Origin of the sequence: Moorella humiferrea (assembly GCF_039233145.1) — a bacterium.
GTDB lineage: Bacteria > Bacillota > DSM-521 > Neomoorellales > Neomoorellaceae > Neomoorella > Neomoorella humiferrea.
Genome location: NZ_CP136419.1, coordinates 2,097,800 through 2,116,365, shown reverse-complemented (window position 1 = coordinate 2,116,365; position 18,566 = coordinate 2,097,800). Strand labels below are relative to the sequence as shown.

General features: G+C 56.1%; 16 protein-coding genes and 1 riboswitch. Of the genes, 11 read left to right on the top strand and 5 right to left on the bottom strand.

The genetic code is table 11. The features are described 5' to 3' along the window. Positions 1-5 precede the first annotated feature (5 nt). Both hydA and argF read left to right on the top strand, forming a co-directional pair. Positions 6-1,361 carry a dihydropyrimidinase gene (gene hydA / locus MHFGQ_RS10960; RefSeq protein WP_106006233.1) on the top strand — a complete coding sequence of 452 codons (1,356 nt, stop codon included), beginning with the start codon at positions 6-8 and terminating at the stop codon, positions 1,359-1,361. 91 nt (positions 1,362-1,452) lie between these two features. After that, on the top strand, positions 1,453-2,433 hold the full coding sequence (gene argF, locus MHFGQ_RS10955; RefSeq protein ID WP_106006234.1) for an ornithine carbamoyltransferase: 981 nt from the start codon (positions 1,453-1,455) through the stop codon (positions 2,431-2,433). A 65-nt stretch (positions 2,434-2,498) separates the two neighbouring features. Here the strand turns inward: argF and MHFGQ_RS10950 are convergent, their stop codons facing one another. The 4 genes from MHFGQ_RS10950 to MHFGQ_RS10935 all read right to left on the bottom strand — a co-directional run bounded on the left by MHFGQ_RS10950 (position 2,499) and on the right by MHFGQ_RS10935 (position 8,205). Further along, entirely contained in the window at positions 2,499-4,328 is a 1,830-nt protein-coding gene (locus MHFGQ_RS10950; RefSeq protein WP_106006235.1) for a hypothetical protein, read from the bottom strand. Positions 4,329-4,376: 48 nt separating this feature from the next. Beyond that, complete coding sequence (locus MHFGQ_RS10945; RefSeq protein ID WP_106006236.1) at positions 4,377-5,279, bottom strand: decaprenyl-phosphate phosphoribosyltransferase; 903 nt, start codon at positions 5,277-5,279, stop codon at positions 4,377-4,379. A 113-nt stretch (positions 5,280-5,392) separates the two neighbouring features. Then, positions 5,393-5,611 (bottom strand): hypothetical protein, encoded by a 219-nt coding sequence (locus tag MHFGQ_RS10940; RefSeq protein WP_106006237.1) that lies wholly within the window; start codon positions 5,609-5,611, stop codon positions 5,393-5,395. Positions 5,612-5,628: 17 nt separating this feature from the next. Next, positions 5,629-8,205 (bottom strand): heavy metal translocating P-type ATPase, encoded by a 2,577-nt coding sequence (locus tag MHFGQ_RS10935; protein ID WP_106006238.1) that lies wholly within the window; start codon positions 8,203-8,205, stop codon positions 5,629-5,631. 498 nt (positions 8,206-8,703) lie between these two features. On the opposite strand from MHFGQ_RS10935, the gene MHFGQ_RS10930 reads away from it, so the two are divergent. The 3 genes from MHFGQ_RS10930 to MHFGQ_RS10920 all read left to right on the top strand — a co-directional run bounded on the left by MHFGQ_RS10930 (position 8,704) and on the right by MHFGQ_RS10920 (position 10,956). Further along, entirely contained in the window at positions 8,704-9,513 is an 810-nt protein-coding gene (locus MHFGQ_RS10930) for a HesA/MoeB/ThiF family protein (protein ID WP_106006239.1), read from the top strand. Positions 9,514-9,519: 6 nt separating this feature from the next. After that, positions 9,520-9,684 (top strand): hypothetical protein, encoded by a 165-nt coding sequence (locus tag MHFGQ_RS10925; protein ID WP_106006240.1) that lies wholly within the window; start codon positions 9,520-9,522, stop codon positions 9,682-9,684. 81 nt (positions 9,685-9,765) lie between these two features. Continuing rightward, positions 9,766-10,956, top strand: coding sequence for a M20 metallopeptidase family protein (locus tag MHFGQ_RS10920; RefSeq protein WP_106006241.1), 1,191 nt, complete (start codon positions 9,766-9,768; stop codon positions 10,954-10,956). 73 nt (positions 10,957-11,029) lie between these two features. Here MHFGQ_RS10920 and MHFGQ_RS10915 read toward each other — a convergent pair whose 3' ends face one another. Next, the gene (locus MHFGQ_RS10915) at positions 11,030-11,269 is read right to left on the bottom strand and encodes a DUF2933 domain-containing protein (protein ID WP_071522710.1); all 240 of its coding nucleotides are present in this window, start codon (positions 11,267-11,269) and stop codon (positions 11,030-11,032) included. 232 nt (positions 11,270-11,501) lie between these two features. Here MHFGQ_RS10915 and MHFGQ_RS10910 point away from each other — a divergent pair, with 232 nt between their 5' ends. From MHFGQ_RS10910 to ssnA, 6 genes are all read left to right on the top strand, one after another. After that, positions 11,502-12,779 (top strand): double-cubane-cluster-containing anaerobic reductase, encoded by a 1,278-nt coding sequence (locus tag MHFGQ_RS10910; RefSeq protein ID WP_245907901.1) that lies wholly within the window; start codon positions 11,502-11,504, stop codon positions 12,777-12,779. A gap of 80 nt (positions 12,780-12,859) precedes the next feature. Continuing rightward, positions 12,860-12,960, top strand: a riboswitch (purine riboswitch). Positions 12,961-12,989: 29 nt separating this feature from the next. Continuing rightward, positions 12,990-13,538 carry a (2Fe-2S)-binding protein gene (locus MHFGQ_RS10905; protein ID WP_106006243.1) on the top strand — a complete coding sequence of 183 codons (549 nt, stop codon included), beginning with the start codon at positions 12,990-12,992 and terminating at the stop codon, positions 13,536-13,538. A 1-nt stretch (position 13,539) separates the two neighbouring features. Further along, on the top strand, positions 13,540-15,831 hold the full coding sequence (gene xdhA / locus MHFGQ_RS10900) for a xanthine dehydrogenase molybdenum-binding subunit XdhA (RefSeq protein WP_106006244.1): 2,292 nt from the start codon (positions 13,540-13,542) through the stop codon (positions 15,829-15,831). Positions 15,832-15,849: 18 nt separating this feature from the next. After that, positions 15,850-16,734: a xanthine dehydrogenase FAD-binding subunit XdhB gene (gene xdhB, locus MHFGQ_RS10895; protein ID WP_106006245.1), complete on the top strand. Its 885-nt coding sequence runs from the start codon at positions 15,850-15,852 to the stop codon at positions 16,732-16,734. Beyond that, complete coding sequence (gene xdhC / locus MHFGQ_RS10890; RefSeq protein WP_106006246.1) at positions 16,727-17,188, top strand: xanthine dehydrogenase subunit XdhC; 462 nt, start codon at positions 16,727-16,729, stop codon at positions 17,186-17,188. Before xdhB ends, xdhC begins: the two co-directional genes overlap by 8 nt. Before the next feature lie 35 nt (positions 17,189-17,223). After that, on the top strand, positions 17,224-18,549 hold the full coding sequence (gene ssnA / locus MHFGQ_RS10885; RefSeq protein WP_106006247.1) for a putative aminohydrolase SsnA: 1,326 nt from the start codon (positions 17,224-17,226) through the stop codon (positions 18,547-18,549). The last annotated feature ends 17 nt before the right edge of the window (positions 18,550-18,566 follow it).

Genomic DNA, 18,566 nt, shown 5'->3' with positions numbered 1-18,566 from the left:
TTAAAGTGGACCTCGTGCTAAAGGGCGGGTTGGTGGTCACCGCCGAGCGGGTCGAGGAGGCCGACGTGGCCGTTAAAGACGGAAAAATTGCCGCCGTGGGTCCGGATCTGCCGCCAGAAGGCGCGGAAGTTCGGGATGTGACCGGTAGATATCTTTTTCCCGGAGTTATAGATGCCCATGTTCACTATTGGATGGCCATCGGCGACCTCGTGACGGCCGACGACTGGTTCACCGGCACGCGGCTGGCCGCCTGCGGCGGTGTGACTACCGTTATCGACTATGCCGAGCCGGCAAGCCCGGCGGAACCCCTTACCGCCTCCCTGGAGAGGCGCCTGAAGGAAGCCGGGGAGCAGGCCTGCGTCGATTACGGCCTGCATCAGGTGGTCCTGCCCGGCCATGAAGATGATGAAAGGGAGCTGGCGGCCGTCGTCGCCAGGGGTGTTCCCAGCTTCAAGGTCTTTACCACCTACAACCAGCGCTTGAGCCTCGACGCCATCGGCCGCCTCCTTGAAAAAGCGCGCCGCCTCGGAGCCCTGGTAACGGTTCACTGCGAAGATCACGGGATCATTACCGCCAGGAAAGAAGAGCTGATCGCTGCCGGCAAGACAGATCCGGCCTACCATGCGTTAAGCCGCCCGGAAACGGCGGAGGTCAAGGCCATCCGGGACGTCATCGCCCTGGCCGGAAAAGCGGGGGCTTCCGTATATATCGTCCACGTCTCCACCGGCGGCGGCGCGGCGGCCATTGCCGCCGCCCGCGGGGAAGGACGGCCGGTCTACGGCGAGACCTGCCCCCATTACCTGCTCCTGACCGCGGAGAAGTATGCCGGGCCGGAAGGCCGCCTGTACCTCATGTGCCCGCCTTTGAGGACGGCAGGCGACAACGAGGAGCTGTGGCGGCACTTGGCCGCCGGTTCCCTGCAGGTGGTGGCCACCGATCACTGCAGTTATACCCCGAGGCAGAAAAATGCCGGTACGGCCTTTTATAATACCCCCTCCGGAGTACCCGGAACGGAAACCCTGTTACCCCTCCTTTATTCCTTTGGCGTCCGCAGTGGCCGCCTGACCCTGCCCCAGATGGTAAAGGTGCTGGCCACCAACCCGGCCCGCCTTTTCGGCCTCTACCCCCGGAAAGGGGACCTTGCCCCCGGCAGCGACGCCGACATCGTCGTTTTCAACCCCCGCAAAGAAGTCGTTCTTACGGCGGCGCATCTGCATTCGGCGGCCGGTTATACTATCTTTGAAGGTTTCCCCCTGCAGGGCTACCCGGAGGCGACCTACCTGCGCGGCCGGCTTATTTACGAAGGAGGACGGTTCCTGGGCCGGGCCGGGGACGGCTGCTTTATCCCCGGGAGGCGCTGAAATTTTTATCGAGGTCTTGAAGGATTTTATTAAAAAAAGTTGAATTAAATTAAACGAGATTTAACCAACAAAATTTTACGGGGGGTACCATATGAAAACCGATTTACGGGGTAAGCACCTCATTACCCTGCAGGAATGGACCAAAGAAGAAATCGATACGGTGCTGGATATCGCCTATGATTTAAAAAGGCGCAAAGCCCTGGGAGAAAAACACCGCCTCCTCGAAGACAAAACCTTCTACATGCTTTTCTTTGAAAACTCCACCCGCACCCGCAACGCCTTCGAAACCGGCATGACCCAGCTGGGCGGGCACGCCATATTCCTGACTCCTTCGGAAACCCAGATTGGCCACGGCGAGACGGCCAAGGACACGGTGGAGGTTTTAAGCCGCTTTGGCGACGGTCTGGGTGTGCGCTACTGCACTTATAAAAAAGGTAACGCCTATATCCGGGAGCTGGCCAAACATTCCCGCATCCCCGTCCTCAACATGCAGTGCGATATGTACCATCCCACCCAGGCTCTGGCCGACATCATGACCATACAGGAGAAGTTCGGCAAAAACACCAGGGGCCTCAATTTCACCATCAGCTGGACCTACGCCCCCAATTACATCCGTCCCCTGTCCATGCCCCAGTCCCTGATCCTGTTGATGCCCAGGTTCGGCATGAACGTCACCCTGGCCCATCCGCCCGAGTTCCACCTGCTCCCGGAGATCGTGGAACAGGCGAAGAAAAATGCGGAAGAGAACGGCGTAGAGTTTCGCATCGTCCACGACATGGACGAAGCCTGTAAAGGCGCCCACGTTATTTATGCCAAGAGCTGGGGTCCCATCGCCTATACCGGCAGCAGGGAAGAAGGCCTAGACCTCATTGAAAAATACAATACCTGGGTCATGGACGGCCGCCGCATGAAGTTGGGCCAGAAGGATGCCATCTACATGCACTGCATGCCGGCCGACCGGGGTGTTGAAGTGACGGAAGAAGTTATGGACGGCCCGCAGTCGGTAATCTACGACGAAGCCGAAAACCGCCTGCACACCATTAAGGCCCTGCTGGCGGCCACTATGGGGTAAAGGTTAAATCTCGGCCTTTATGCGAGGGAAGGAGGCCGCCCTGCCTCGAAGTTGAGGCGGGGCGGTTATTTTATCACCTCGTAGGCAATATAGTCGCCGTAGGCAAAGAAGGGACGGAGAAACTGGGGGTTGTTCTGCGCCCAGCGGTAATAAAGGGAAGTGGTGGTGGTAAAGAAATACTCCGCGTTCCAGGCCTTAAGCTGGGCCAGCATGTCCCCTTCCGAGGCGGCGATAATAAGTTTTATCCGGTTTTCCAGACGGGGACCGAAGAGCAGGTAGGGGAAGGCCGTCTCCGTAAAAGCGATGCGCGAACCGGCAGGCACTTTCTCGACCCAGGCCAGCTCGTCACCCCAGGGGGTGAGCTGGAAAAAGGTGCGCCCTTCCGGCGGCAGGGCTAGAAAGCGCGCTATAACCTGGGGGTTGAAGTAACCGTGGGTTAAACTACCGGCCATGGAGATGAGTACCAGGCATAAAGTGGCGGTCCGTAAAGGTTTTGCCCAGAAGCGGGGCAGCCTTTCCTCCAGATAAGCCAGGCTTATAGCACCGGCGGCGACAATAAAAATGGTATAGCGCGTCCACCAGCGGGAAGGCTGGAGCCAGAATAGGAGAATAAGGGGCACCAGAAGGAGAAGGAGGGGGCGTTGCCGCCGTATAGCTGCCAGGACAGCGGTTACGAGGACGGCCGGCCCTTCCAGGTAAAGCCACTGGGGGCCGAAGCCTCCCAGGCGCTGGTCGAAGGTGTACGGCCCGACGGTTTCCCGCCAGGAAACCAATAACTGCCGCCAGGCGGGCAGACCGACCAGTTCCGGTGGGGTGTTTTTTACCATAATCATGTCAGTTATGCTGCCCTGGCCCGGCCAGAGGGTATACCCCAGTATTTTAAAAGTAAAGGGGAAAAGGGGGTTGCCGTAGGCCAGCCAGTTGCGCAGATACCAGAAACTGCCCCAGATGAGAAGGGCTCCGGCAAAAACGACCGTCGAAAGGAGGACGCCCTGCCTGCAATGACGGTTATCTGCCTTCCTTACAGCCAGGTTGCCCGCGATGATGAAGAGAAAAATCACCGCTACATAGGGAGCGGCGGATGCCTTTATTCCGAAGGTCAGCCCGCTGGCCAGGGCGGCCAGGAGTAAATAGATGCGCCGCGGCTCATGGTAATAGCGGTAAGCAAAGAAAAAAGCAACTAGAAACATACCCGCAAAGGCGACATCCACATAGCAGGTTTTGCTTTGCACCAGGACAATGGGTGTCAGCAAAAAAAGGCAGGCGGCTACCGCGCTGTTGGTCTGTCGCAGACCGGTTGCGCGCCCCAGGGCATAAACGGCCATTCCTCCGGCCAGGGCAAAGGGGAGCTGGGTGAGGTCGACGAGGAGGTCGCTGCCGGCCAGGAGCATGTTCCAGGCAAAGACAAGTTCGGTGTTCATGGGGTACACGTTGGCCCAGAGGGTATAGGGGCTTAATACAATCCTGCCGGCCTGGAGCCAGGTGGCCGCTGCCGTCAGGTGATAATAAAGGCTATCCCAAGCATAGGGAGGAAACAGGTATCCCAGGAAGATGAGCCAGATGATTTCCAGGAATACCAAAAAAAGCAAAAGTCTGGACCAGAAGTTACTTCCCCAATCGGGTTCCAGACGCGGTCGCCGGAGGCGGTCGGAAGCGGGAAAAAGGCGCCTCAACGGGACGGCGGCACCAAGGAGGATTAAATTGACCACGAGTAGGGTGACGGTTGTCAGGTGCAATAGGGTGCCGCTCAAGAGCATGGTAAAAACGATCTGCCCCGCAGCCAGGGTAAAAACGGCAAGGACGGTTTCCACAGGGGAAAGACCGCGGCGGTGAACCAAAATAATAGCCGTGAGCAGGACGATTAAATTGCCGCAGATGAAAGCCGGCCAGTTCAAAATCAAAACCTCCGGTCGCTGCAGGGTATGGGTGCCGTATAAATGCGCCTACAAGTAGAGGATGGCGAAACAGCCAGCCACCCACAGGAGGACGGTGGCTGCCAGGGGTTTATCTTTGAGGACCAGGCTTTCCGGTTCGCCGCCGTCCTGGCGGTGGTAGGTCAGGTACAGGTACCGGCAGATGCCGAAGAGGACCAAGGGTACGGTATACATCAGCTGGGGCCGGGCGGCGCCGATAAAGGTATAGATGGCATAGACGACAACGGTAGCCGAGGTGACGGTGGCGATGAGCTGGTCCAGGAGTCCCATGGAATATTCGGCCAAAATGCCCCGGTGGTCGGTCGCGTTGTCCAGGAGGAGCAGTTCATGGCGGCGTTTACATAAAGCCAGAAAGAGGGCCAGAAGGATAACGGTAATGAACAACCAGGCCGAGACGGGGACCATAACGGCCGCCGCCCCGGCCGCTACCCGTAAAACAAAGCCTAGGGCGACTACAAAAACGTCGACGAGGACCATATTTTTAAAATAAAAGGAATAGGCCACCGTCTGCAGGGCATAGGCGAGGCTTACCAGGCCCACTTGCCAGCTCAAAGCGAAGGCCCAGGCGAGGCTGCCGGCCAGGGTGATGGCGGCCGCCGCGGCGGCCGGCAGGGGAGCCAGCAGGCCGGCGGCAATGGGACGGTGCTTCTTGCGGGGATGGTAGCGGTCCCTTTCCCGATCGACCAGGTCATTAATTATGTAGGTGCCTCCGGACAGGAGGCAAAAAATAACAAACACCTGGATGGTGCGTACCAGGAGGGGGATGTCCAGCAGGTGACGGGAAAAAAGGATGGCGGCAAAGACAAAGGCGTTTTTCGTCCACTGTTTGGGACGCAGACTCAAAAAAAGATAGCGCCAGAAGTAGCGGCTCATTATAGCCTGCGCTCCGCCGGAGGTTTCCAGTAGGCCCATCGATTTTTCGACCTCCACCTTGGTGCTTTGTCCCTACCTATTTTATCCTATTTTCCATGGTCGAAACAACTTTTGCATAAAAAAAGACGGGCGACGCCCGTTATACGTTCTTTTTAGCCCATTACCCTTTTCTTTACGTAAGGTATAACTATGGGCATGGTAATAATCATAGATAAGATGAAAACCCATATCGTTCCGCCTATCCGCGCTACGGCGGTATAGGATTTGCCGTTAAAGAAAGTTATAAGCAGGAAAATCAGGGCCAGCGCCAGCGAGATCCCGGTGTAAATTATAGCTGCTTGTTTTGCGGTTTTCGCTTCCAGATCTTGCAACCTGTATTACCTCCCCATCAACCCATTTGGTGGGCCGGCTGCCCGTGATGCTTAACTTTGCCGCCATCTTTCCGCAAGGACGGCTGGAAACGCTTTAAGAGGAGGGTATTGAGGGTAACCGACACGGAACTCATGGCCATGAAGAAAGACGCCAGCTCGGGGCTGACAATCAGCCCGGTAAAGGGGTACAGCAGGCCGGCCGCAATGGGAATACCCGAAATGTTATAGATAAAAGCCCATACCAGGTTCTGTTTGATCTTGCCCATGGTGGCACGGCCGATTTCGAGGGCTCCTACCACATCGCGAATATCGTCTTTGATGAGGATGATGTCACCCGTTTCCTTGGCCACGTCGGTCCCGGAGCCGATGGCAATCCCGACGTCGGCCTGGGCCAGGGCCGGGGCGTCGTTAATGCCGTCACCCACCATAGCCACTTTAAGACCCTGGGCCTGGAGTTTCTTCACTTCTTCTGCTTTATCCCTAGGCAGCACCTCGGCCATGACGGTTTCGATACCGAGCTCCCGGGCGATGGCCGCGGCCGTACGCCGGTTATCGCCGGTAATCATGGCCACCTTAATGCCCATCCTATGTAACCGTTCAATAGCGACTTTCGCGTTTTCCTTCAGGGTATCGGCCACGGCAATAATCCCGGCGGCTTTACCATTTACGGCCATCAGCATAGCTGTTTTGCCCTGTTCTTCGAGTTTTTCCATCTGCGCAGTCAGGTCGCCCACATAGATGTTATGTTGCTGCATCAAACGGCGGTTGCCTAAAAGGATTTCCTGACCCTGGTAAGTGGCTTTGACACCATGGCCTGGAATGGCTTCAAAGTCCTGTACTTCCTCCAATCCTAAGCCTTCCTCCCTGGCGCTGCGGACAATGGCCTCGCCCAGGGGATGCTCGGAGGGTTTTTCGGCCATGGCGGCCAGCCGCAGGACCTCGCGTTCATCAAAACCGGGGGCGGCGATCACATCGGTGACCGAAGGCTCGCCTTTCGTCAAGGTTCCCGTTTTATCAAAGACGATGGCATTCAGCTTGCTGCACGCCTCCACCGCATCGGCTCCCTTAAAGAGGATGCCGTTTTCGGCCCCTTTACCCGTACCGGCCATAATCGCACTGGGAGTGGCGAGACCTAAGGCACAGGGGCAGGATATGACCAGGGTGGTTACCGACAACAGGAGGGCGAAGCCAAAGACACCCACTCCGGCCAGGCTGTAGGGTGAAAGGATAAAGTGGCTGCCAGGCCGGAAAAAGGCATCGTAGCCAATAAAGAACCAGAAGAGGAAGACGACCAGGGCCAGGACGTGGACGCCGGCGATGAAGTGGCCGGCCACAAAGTCGGCAAGTTTTTGAATGGGAGCTTTGGAAGCCTGGGCCTCCTCCACCATCTTGATAATCTGGGCCAGGGCCGTTTCGCTCCCGACCCGGGTAGCCCGGAACTTGAAGGAACCGGTCTTGTTGATGGTCGCCCCCACGACCTGGGAACCCGGACGTTTTTCTACCGGAATACTTTCGCCGGTAATCATAGATTCGTCCACGGCCGAATAACCTTCGATGACTTCTCCGTCCACCGGGATGCTTTCGCCGGGACGGACCACGACAATATCCCCTACCTCAACTTCATCGGCAGCAATCTCCATTTCCCGGCCGTCCCGGATAACCCGGGCGGTTTTGGCCTGCAGGCTTATGAGCTTGCGGATGGCTTCGGAAGTACGACCGCGGGTAATAGCTTCCAGGTAACGGCCCAGGACGATGAAGGCGGTTAACATGGCGGCCGACTCGAAGAAAGTGGCCCCGCGCCCCCCGAAACCGGCCTCAGGCCAGAGGGTATTGATGGTGGCGATGATATAGGCTGCACCAATACCCGTCGCATAGAGGAGGTTCATATCCGTAGTTCCGCGTTTAAGGCCGTTCCAACTGTGGACGAAAAACTGCCAGCCGGGGATAAAGGTGACAGGTGTAGTTAAAGCCCACAGCACATACACGTTCCCCAGCCATTCTGGTACAAAGTAGGGGAAAATCCACACATCGCGGAACATACCGAGCATCACCAGGGTTGCCAGGGGCCAGGCAATCCACATATTGCGGCGCTGGAACCGGATCTCCCTCTCCCGGGCCTCTTTCTCCTGGTCCAGGGCGGCCTGGCCGGAGAGTTTCTCTGTAGCTTCATACCCCAGGGCGTTGATTTCCTTTTTAATGCGACCCTTGTCCACGGCCCCGGGGTAGAACCGGACCCGGGCCGATTCTGCCGGCAGGTTCACTACTACCGAAGTTACGCCGGGCAGGGCTTTAACGGCTTTTTCCACCCTGGCCACACAGGCGGCGCAACTCATCCCCCTTACCGTCAGGAGAACTTCCTCTTCCGGTACCTCATAGCCGATCTCCTGGATAGTTCTGGCCATCTGGGGCACGCCGACCTGGTCCGGGAAATATTCCACGGTAGCCTTCCCGGCAACCAGGTTGACACGGGCGTCCACTACACCCGCCATATTTTTCAGAGCCTTTTCCACTTTGGCCACGCAGGCAGCACAGCTCATACCCATAATGGGTAAATTTACCTGGACTACGCCGCTCTTTTCGCTGGCAGGCACCATCTTTCACCCCTTTTATTCTACCTTACCCTTCCCCTGTCAATCTTATAACCGGGTGTAATATGTAAAACTACCCCCCACCCGTATATCTTTACCTCGATTATATTTTGCTGGTCACATGCTGTCAATGAAATTCACAAAAACTACAAATGACACCTGCGTTTTTGGGGGATTAACCGGCTATTTGGTGCATTATAAAAGCCTTCCCCTTCCGTAGAGAAGGGGAAGGCCGGCTAATTGGGTTGCAACTAACGGGCAGTTTAACGTCATGCCCAGGACTAAATTCAGCAACCCTCTTTGCAATGGGCAACTGCCCTCAGCATCCAGCGCTTACGAATCAATTTACACCCTCCCCTCTGGTCGGTTTAATATTTAGTATACTAAAAACTTTTCTCATGTCGATAGGCTATGGCCGTTATCGATACATCCTTGACCGCTTATTTAAACGCTGCTATAATCATAGAAAACCGATATGGATAGTAAAGAATGGAGGGTGGGATAATGACTCTAACCAACCAGGAAATCGAACGCTACAGTAGGCAGATTATTATAAAAAACATTGGCGGCCGGGGGCAGGAAAGGCTTAAAAGAGGCAAAGTATTGATCGTTGGAGCCGGCGGGTTGGGTTCCCCGGCAGCTTACTACCTGGCGGCTGCCGGTGTAGGTAAAATCGGTATAGTAGACAGTGACGTAGTAGACATATCGAATTTACAGCGCCAGATCCTTCACAGTACTGAACGCCTGGGGCGGCCTAAAGTAGAATCGGCCCGTGAGACATTGCTGGCCTTAAATCCTAACCTGACAATTAATACTTACCATTTACGTTTGGGTAAAGATAATATTCTAGACATCATCCGTGACTATGACGTGATTGTTGACGGCGTCGACAACTTTCCCACCCGCTATTTACTAAACGATGCCTGTGTCATGACCGGCAAGACCATGGTCGAGGGCGGGGTGCTGCAATGGGACGGGCTAGTCATGACCATCAAACCCGGACAGGGGCCATGTTACCGCTGTATTTTTCCCGACCCGCCCCCGCCGGGAGCCGTACCTAGTTGCCAGGAAGCAGGGGTTATAGGTACAGTACCGGGACTTATCGGGGCAATCCAGGCCACGGAGGTAATCAAGATTTTACTTGGGGTTGGGGATACCCTGACCGGCCGGCTCCTGATTTACAATGCCCTGGAGATGCGCTTCCGGGAAGTTAAGGCCGAACGCAATAGTAATTGCCCTGTCTGCGGCGACAGCCCGCGCATTCGTGAACTGGAAGAGTATACCTTTGTCTGTGCCACAAAATGCGAAAGGTGAAACACCATGAACCTGGATTTTCATGAACTCAAAAAGGGCGGCTTTATCAAGCAGCAAGGCCGCGATCTTTTCCTGATGCGCCTGCGGACCATTGGCGGGTATTTAACCTCAAGGGATCTGGAGAATATCGCCAGGATTGCGGCTAAATATGGCCGGGGGGAGGTCCAGTAGAACTTGTCTTAAATATGGGCGGGGGAGTATAATGAAAAATGTAAATGCGCAAATCAATCGCGGAATCAAGGTGACCCCCTGTTGGTAGAAAGAGATTACTACCTGGCAGAAGCTGAAAACCTCAAACCGCAGCTGGTCGCCTGGCGGCGGCAGCTGCACCAGTACCCGGAACTGAGTTTTGAGGAAAAAGAAACAGCCGCCCTGGTGGCCGGGGTGTTAGAGCAACTGGGTTTGAAGGTCAGGACAGGTATCGGTGGTACCGGGATTATCGGAATCCTGCACGGGGCGAAAGAAGGCCCCGCCGTGGCCTTAAGGGCGGATATGGATGCCTTGCCCCTCCAGGAGGCTACGGGGGCGGAATATGCTTCCCGCTGCCCGGGCCGGATGCATGCCTGCGGCCATGATGCCCATATGGCCATCGTTTTAGGGGCGGCGACGCTGCTAGCAACCCACCGCCGGGAACTCCCTGGCCCGGTGGTTTTCCTTTTTCAACCCGGGGAGGAATTACCCCCTGGCGGGGCTCGTCTGCTGATTGAAGCCGGAGCCCTGGCCGATCCACCGGTCAAGGCCGTCTTTGGCCTCCATGTAACTTCTGCCCTGCCAGCAGGTACGGTGGGCGTCAGATCGGGAGCTGCTATGGCCTCGGCCGATAACTTTACCATTAGGATCAAGGGGCGTACCAGCCACGGTGCTGCACCCCACCTGGGCGCGGATGCCATCGTCGCTGCCGCCCAGGCGATTCTGGCTTTACAGTCTATTGTCGCCCGCCGCATTGATCCGGTGCAGCCGGCCGTTCTGACCATCGGCACTATTAATGGTGGTGAGAAAGAAAATATTGTTGCTGGTGAGGTAACTATGACGGGCACTACCAGGGCCTTAAACCAGGTTACCAGGCAGCAGCTGGAAAAAGATATGCGGGAGATTTTGGCCGGGGTGGCCGCCGCCAGCGGGACGGAGATTGAACTTGATTACCTGCTGGGCTACCCGCCCCTAATAAACGATGCCAGGCTTACCGAACTGTTTCGCCGGGTAGCCGGAGAACTCCTGGGACCGGGAAAGGTATTCGAACTGGCAGCCCCTTCTATGGGTGCCGAGGATTTTGCCCGCTATGCCGAAAAGGTCCCGGCAGTATATTTTAACCTCGGGGCAGCCATCCCGGGAGAGCCTCCCTATCCCTGGCACCATCCCCGGTTTAATATCAACGAAGATTGCCTGCCCATTGGCAGTGCCCTGCTTTCCTGGCTGGCCTTCAAAGCCCTGGCCGATTTCTAACAGCTTACATCGGCCGCGGACACCGTGTACAAAAAGCGCAGCAACCTCGTGATGCGGTTGTTGCGCTTTTTGTTCATCCTGCGTCTTCACTTTTACCGGGATCCTTTTGCTCCCCATGCTGACATTCACCGTGATTGTGCCCGCCCATCATGAAAAGGTGCATCAGGGGACAAAGCAAGAATAACAGCCAGGCCCAACTACCACCGGCGGTGCCGTCGCTTGCAGCTGCACCGCGGGTCAGTAAGAAAAATACGGCCACTATCATCAGGCCACAACCCAGGAGCATTAGCAAGCCATGCTTTCTGTGATTCATGCGCATCTCTCTCCTTGGAAGTGAATAAGATTTAAGTCTAGTCCCAGCATATTACCCTATATGGGTATATGTCAAGAAGAATATGCGATCTTTCAGACTTTCTTCATATTTTCTTCATAATGTCTTCACAGCCGACGACAAAAATAACAAAATGGAATATATGTTATAAAGGATAATGATGATAAAAAGCGAAAATATACCAAGATAAAATTACTTGAAGGAGTTGATCCCTTTGAGCAATGCTTACCGGGAGATGTGGCGGGATTTAGGGCTGGACCTGGAAAGGCACGATGCCTTTTTGGCGGCGTTGCCCGGGGCCTTTAGCGAGGTTTTTTTACAACAAGATAACCGGCCGGCGGGTATGGCATATTTTGATAACCTTTTAGGTGAGGCCCATGGCAGGAGGGTCGAAGAAATTTTGGCCCATAAAAGAGCCGGGCGGCTGGTGGCCGGTACCTTTTGTGTTTTTGTGCCGGAAGAACTTATCCTTGCCGTCGATGGGGTTAGTGTCGGGCTCTGTGCAGGAACCCAGTTTACCGTTCCTGCCGGGGAACAAATTTTACCGCGTAACCTGTGCCCCCTGATTAAGTCTCTGGTTGGCTTTAAACTGGAGCGGATTTGCCCTTACTTTCAGGTCGTCGATTTTCTTGTTGGCGAAACTACCTGTGATGGGAAAAAGAAGACCTGGGAAATCCTCAATGATTATGTTCCTACTTACGTAATGGAATTGCCCCAGCGTAAGGAAGCGGCCGACCTGGCCCTCTGGGAAGGGGAAATTTACCGATTTAAAGAAGAAATTGAACGACGGTCGGGACAAAAAATCGATAGTGAGAAATTAAATGCCGCTATCAAGAAGGCCAATGCCCGCCGTGCGGCCCTGCAGCGCCTGTATCAAGCCCGCCGGGCCGACCCGGTTCCTATTAGCGGAAAAGACGCCCTGCTAATTTCGCAACTGGCTTTCTTTGATGACCCGGATCGTTTCACGGCTCAAGTTAATGCCCTTTGCGAAGAACTTGAGGATAGGATTGCCCGGGGTGAAGGTGTTACCAGTAAAGGAGCACCGCGTCTCCTGGTAACGGGGACACCCATGCCTTTACCTTACTGGAAGCTACACCACCTGGTGGAGAAGTCAGGGGCGGTGATTATCGGTGAAGAAACATGTACCGGCAGCCGTTATTTCGCCGGGATGGTGCCTGAAGACGGCGAAACCTTATCCCAGCAGGTAAAAAATTTGGCCCGGCGATTGCTGGACATCAACTGTGCCTGCTTTACTCCCAATACGTCCCGGATGGAAGACATCCTGCGCCTGGCCAGGGAAGGAAAGGCCGACGGGGTGATTTATTATTCCCTCCAGTTCTGTCAGACTTATGCCCTTGAAGCCCGGCAGGTGGAAAAAGCCCTGCGGGAAGCGGGGCTACCGGTTTTATGCCTGGAAAGTGATTTCAGCGAAAAAGACGCGGCCCAGCTCCAGACCAGGATAGAAGCCTTTTTGGAAATGATAACCTCTTAAATTTATGGCAGCCCACGTGGCTGCCATAAAAATATCAGGAAGAAAATTAAATTTTCAGCAGGATTTAAGATATATTTGCCGAATATAATTCTCAATAAACTCGTATAACCCCGGCGATGGGGCCGGGGGTATCTACCAGGTGACCGGAAATCGCCTGACTACGAGTCGGGTCCGGCAGCTGGTTTTTTATGTTGTCAGGGGGTATGTGCCGTGCCGGGGATCAAACTTACCGTCAACGGCCGTCTTTACCAGGTGGATGTGCCGGCTGATACGACTCTGCTGGAACTTTTGCGGGATTATTTGGGACTTACCGGTACCAAGGAAGGGTGCGGCAAGGGGGAATGCGGCGCCTGCACGGTGATCATGGACGGCCTGGCCGTGGATTCCTGCTTGATACCGGCGGCCAAGGCCGACGGTGCCGAAATTCAGACTGTCGAAGGTCTGGCTTCCCCTGACGGTCGGCTCCATCCCCTGCAGGAAGCCTTCATCGGCGAAGGGGCCGTCCAGTGCGGTTTCTGCACCCCGGGCATGATCATGAGCGCCAAGGCCCTCCTGGACCGGAACCCCAATCCTTCCCGGGAGGAAATAAAAGACGCCCTGGCGGGCAACCTGTGCCGCTGCACCGGTTATGCTAAAATTATAGCTGCGGTAGAAAAGGCGGCCGCCGTTATGGGAACCCCGGCCGGGGGCGGCCGGATTGAAGGGTCGCGTTCCGGGCGAGGGGCGGCGTTATTGTCTTCGCAGGAAAGGGAGGAATAAAATGGCTTCTGCGGTAGTGGGTAGGAGCATAAGCCGGGTAGACGCCGTGGCCAAAGTTACCGGGAAAGCCAAGTATACTGCCGACTTTTTTACCAGGGACATGCTGGTGGGGAAAATTCTGCGCAGTCCCTATGCCCATGCCCGCATTAAAAATATCGATGCCGATAGGGCAAGGGCGCTGCCCGGAGTGGAAGCGGTTTTGACGTATAAAGACGTCCCGCAAATAAAATTTGCCACCGCCGGGCACCCTTATGCCCTTGATCCCAAACACAGGGACAAGGCCGACCGCACTATTTTAACGGACAAAGCCCGCTTTGTGGGGGACGCCGTTGCCGCCGTTGTGGCCAGGGACGAACTGACCGCATTGGAAGCTCTGAAATTAATAGATGTAGAATACGAAGTGCTGGAACCCCTCCTCACCCCTGAAGCGGCCATGCGGGAAGGGGCGCCCCGGATCCACGAAGACTGTGAGGGCAACATCTTAAGCTCTTTTGGTTATGAAATCGGCAATATTGAAGAAGCCTGGCAAAAGGCCGACTATATCTTTGAAGACGAGCTGGAAACTAGTATCGTCCAGCACTGCCAGCTGGAAAACCACACTTCCTACGCCTATGTCGATAGCGACGGCCGTATTGTCATTGTCACCTCCACCCAGATACCGCATATAATCAGGAGAATCGTCGGTCAGGCCTTGGGGATACCCTGGGGCAGGGTGCGGGTAATAAAGCCTTACGTGGGCGGCGGCTTCGGCAGCAAGCAGGACGCGTGCCTGGAGCCAATAGTTGCGGCCATGACTTTGGCCGTCGGCGGGCGGCCGGTGAAGCTGGAACTGTCCCGGGAAGAGTGTATGATCGACACCCGGACCCGTCATGCCATTAAATATAAGATTAAGACAGGGGTCAGCAAAGACGGGAAGCTCATCGGCATGCATATCAAGGCCGTCGCCAATACCGGTGCCTATGCCTCCCATGGCCATTCCATCGCCATGGCCGGCGGCACGAAGTTCAGGATCCTTTACCCCATGGAAGCTTTGAAATACGAACCTTATACCGTTTACACCAACCTGCCCGTCGCCGGCGCCATGCGGGGTTACGGCTCGCCCCAGATAACCTTCGCCGTGGAAAGCCACCTGGACGCCATTGCCCGGAGGCTCAATATGGATCCCATTGAACTACGGCTGAAGAATCTGGTAACGGAGGGTTATGTCGACCCCTTAAACGGCAACAGGGTCAGGAGCTGCGGCATTCGCGAATGCATAATGAAGGGGAAAGAGTTAATCAAATGGGACGAGAAAAAGGAGCGCTATAAAAATCAAACCGGCAGCAAACGGCGCGGCCTGGGAATGGCCTGTTTCAGCTACGCTTCCGGGACCCATCCGGTAGGGCTGGAAATGGCCGGAGCAAGAATCGTATTGAACCAGGACGGCTCCGTCCAGCTGCAGGTCGGAGCCACCGAAATAGGGCAGGGGAGCGATACGGTTTTTGCCCAGATGGTGGCGGAAGTCCTGGGTATCCCCGTCGATATGGTGCACGTCGTTTCCACCCAGGACACCGATATCACCCCCTTCGATACCGGCGCCTACGCCTCCAGACAAACTTATATCACCGGCATGGCCGTGGCCAAAGCGGCCGCCGAGGTGAAGGCCAAAATTTTGGATTTCGTCTGGGGTATGACCGACATCCCCGCCCACGCCCTAGATATTAAAGACCGGAATATTGTCTATAAGCACTCCGGGGAAGTCGTCATGCCCCTGGAGGAAGTAGCCCTGCACACCTATTACGATACCGTTTTCGCCAGCCCCATAACGAGCGATACGTCCAACAACGCCCGGATTAACGCCTTTGTCTTCGGCGCCACCTTTGCCGAAGTGGAGGTGGACCTGAAAACCGGGAAAATAGAGATCCTAGAAATATACAACGTCCACGATTCGGGAAAAATCATCAACCCGCAGCTGGCGGAAGGCCAGGTCCACGGCGGCGTAAGCATGGGCATCGGTTATGCCCTGGCGGAACAACTACTCTTTGATGAAAAGACGGGAAGACCTTTGAATAACAACCTGCTGGATTATAAAATACCGACCATCATGGACGTGCCGGAAATCGGCGTGGCCTTCGTGGAAACCCACGAGCCGACAAGCCCTTACGGCTGCAAGGCCCTGGGCGAGCCGCCGGTAATTCCGGTGGCCCCGGCCGTCCGCAACGCCGTGTTCGACGCTACCGGCGTGGCCTTTAACAGGTTGCCCATGACTCCCCAGAAGGTCTTCGAGAAATGCAAAGAAGCCGGGCTCATATAGGAAGGCGGTGAGGAATTTATGTACAATTTTCAAGGATATCATGAGGCGACAACCCTCGCCGAAGCCCTGGCGCTCTTGGCAGCCAACCCCCGCCTGACGGTAATCGCCGGCGGCACCGATGTTTTGATAAAGCTGCGGCACGGTGTTATTGAGGGTGCGGAGCTTTTAAGCATTCGTCACATAAAATCCCTTGAGGGCGTGCAGAAATTAGAGGACGGTACTATCGCCATCGGCCCCTTGACGACCTTCAGCCGGGTGGCCGAAGACCCGGTAATTAAAGACCATATCCCCGTCCTTGCCGAGGCGGCTCTCACCATAGGCGGCCCCCAGATACGCAACGTTGCCACCATCGGCGGCAACCTGTGCAACGGAGCCACTTCGGCCGACAGCGCCCCCACCCTTTTTGCCCTGGGCGCCAGGTTGAAACTAAAAAATAATACAGGTGAACGGGTAACACCCATCCAGGATTTTTACCTGGGCCCCGGAAAAGTCGCTTTAAAACCCGGCGAACTCCTCACCCAGATTCTCATTTCCCCCGAGGATTACCGGGGCTACGGCGGGCATTACATTAAATTCTCCCAACGCAGGGCCATGGATATTGCCACCCTGGGCGTGGCCGTTGTTTGTAAAGTAAAGGAAGGCAGGATCCTGGAGGACGTGCGCATCGGTCTGGGAGTGGCGGGCCCGACGCCGCGACGTTGTCCGGAAGCGGAGGCCTTTGCCAAAGGCAAAGCCATAACAAGTGAAACAATAGCGACAATCGGCAAACTGGCGGTTAAAGCTGCCCAGGCGCGAACCTCCTGGCGCGCTTCCAGGGAATACCGGGAGCATTTGGTGGAGGAACTCACCCAGAGGGCCCTGCGGGAAGCGATAGTCAAGGCGGGGGGTGAAGCCATTGCTTAAAAAAATATCCTTTACCGTAAACGGCCTTCAGGTCGCCCTGGAAGTAGACGTACGCGAGTCCCTCCTGGAGGTTTTGCGGGAACGCCTGGGGTACACCGGAGTTAAAAAAGGATGTGAAGTCGGAGAGTGCGGTGCCTGTACCGTCCTCATCGACGGCACGCCTGTGGACTCCTGCATTTATTTGGCCGTTTGGGCCGACGGTAAAGATATAGTTACCATAGAAGGTATCGCCAAAAACGGGGAGCTTTCCAAGGTGCAGAAGGCCTTCATCGAAGAAGGGGCCATCCAGTGCGGTTTTTGTACGCCGGGTTATGTCCTCACGGCAACGGCCATGGCGGCGAAGGGTAAAAAGTATACGCGAGAGGAAATAAAAAGGGAGTTGTCCGGCCACCTCTGTCGCTGTACCGGTTATCAGAACATCATCAAAGCGGTGGAGAAGGCCCTGGCGGATTAGGCCGCGTAAAAAACAGAGTATGGAGGTATAAATATATGCTCCTTGTTGGCAATGGCCATCTGCTGTCCTTAGTACCGGAGCGGCCCTACCTGGCAGACGGAGCCGTGGCCGTTGAGGGCGACCGCATCGTCGCCGTGGGAGCGACGGCCGAGCTTAGGCGGCGTTATCCTGAAGCCGAATGGCTCGACGCCCGGGGCATGGTAATCATGCCGGGCTTGATAAACAACCACATGCACCTTTACAGCACCTTCGCCCGGGGCATGGCCCTGAAGGAAGCGCCGCCCACCAATTTCCTGGAGATTTTACAGCGCCTCTGGTGGCGCCTGGATAAGGCCCTTACCCTGGAGGACGTTTATTACAGCGCCCTGATTCCCCTCATTGACTGCATTAAGAACGGCACCACCACCATCCTGGACCATCACGCCAGCCCTTGCGCCGTTCGCGGCAGCCTGGAGATGATCGCCCAGGCGGCTGGTGAAGCGGGTGTGCGCACCTGCCTGGCCTATGAGGTTTCCGACCGCGACGGCGAGGAAATTATGCGGCAGGGTATTGCGGAAAATGTAGAGGCCATTAAAAAATACCGCGGCGGGGAAGGTTTGCTCAGCGCCACCTTCGGCCTCCACGCCTCCTTTACCCTCTCCGACGCCACCCTGGACGCCTGCCGGGAGGCTGCGGAGGAGGTGGGCAGCGGTTTTCACATCCACGTGGCGGAAGGCATCCAGGACGTAGAAGACGCCTTAGAGCGCGAGGGTAAGCGGGTGGTGGAGCGCCTGGCTGACCACGGCATTCTGGGCCCCGATACCGTCGCCGCCCACTGCGTCCATGTGACGGAAAGGGAAATAGCCATCCTCAAGGAAACGGGTACCCTGGTGGTCCACAATCCGGAATCCAACATGGGTAACGCCGTCGGCTGCGCTCCGGTGGGAGAAATGCTTGCGGCGGGGGTGGTCGTCGGCCTGGGGACGGACGGCTATACCAGCGATATGTTTGAATCCCTGAAGACGGCCAATGTTCTGCGCCGCCTCGTTTCCGGCGATCCCAATGCCGGCTGGTCGGAAGTCCCGGCCATGGTCTTCAGCAACAACTCCCGCATAGCGGAGCGGTTCTTCGCCCACCCCGTGGGGCGTCTCCAGGAAGGGGCCTATGCCGACATAATACTGGTGAATTATCATGCACCTACCCCGATAACGGCCGATAACTGGTTCGGCCACCTCCTTTTCGGCTTCAACGGCGGCCTTGTGGACACGACCATCATCGGCGGCAAAATCCTCATGCGCGCTCGAAGGCTCCTGCACCTGGATGAGGCGGCCATTGCCGCCAGGGCCAGGGAGCTGGCGGTCAAGGTTTGGGAAAGGTTCTAATTTTTTAAGGAGCGATA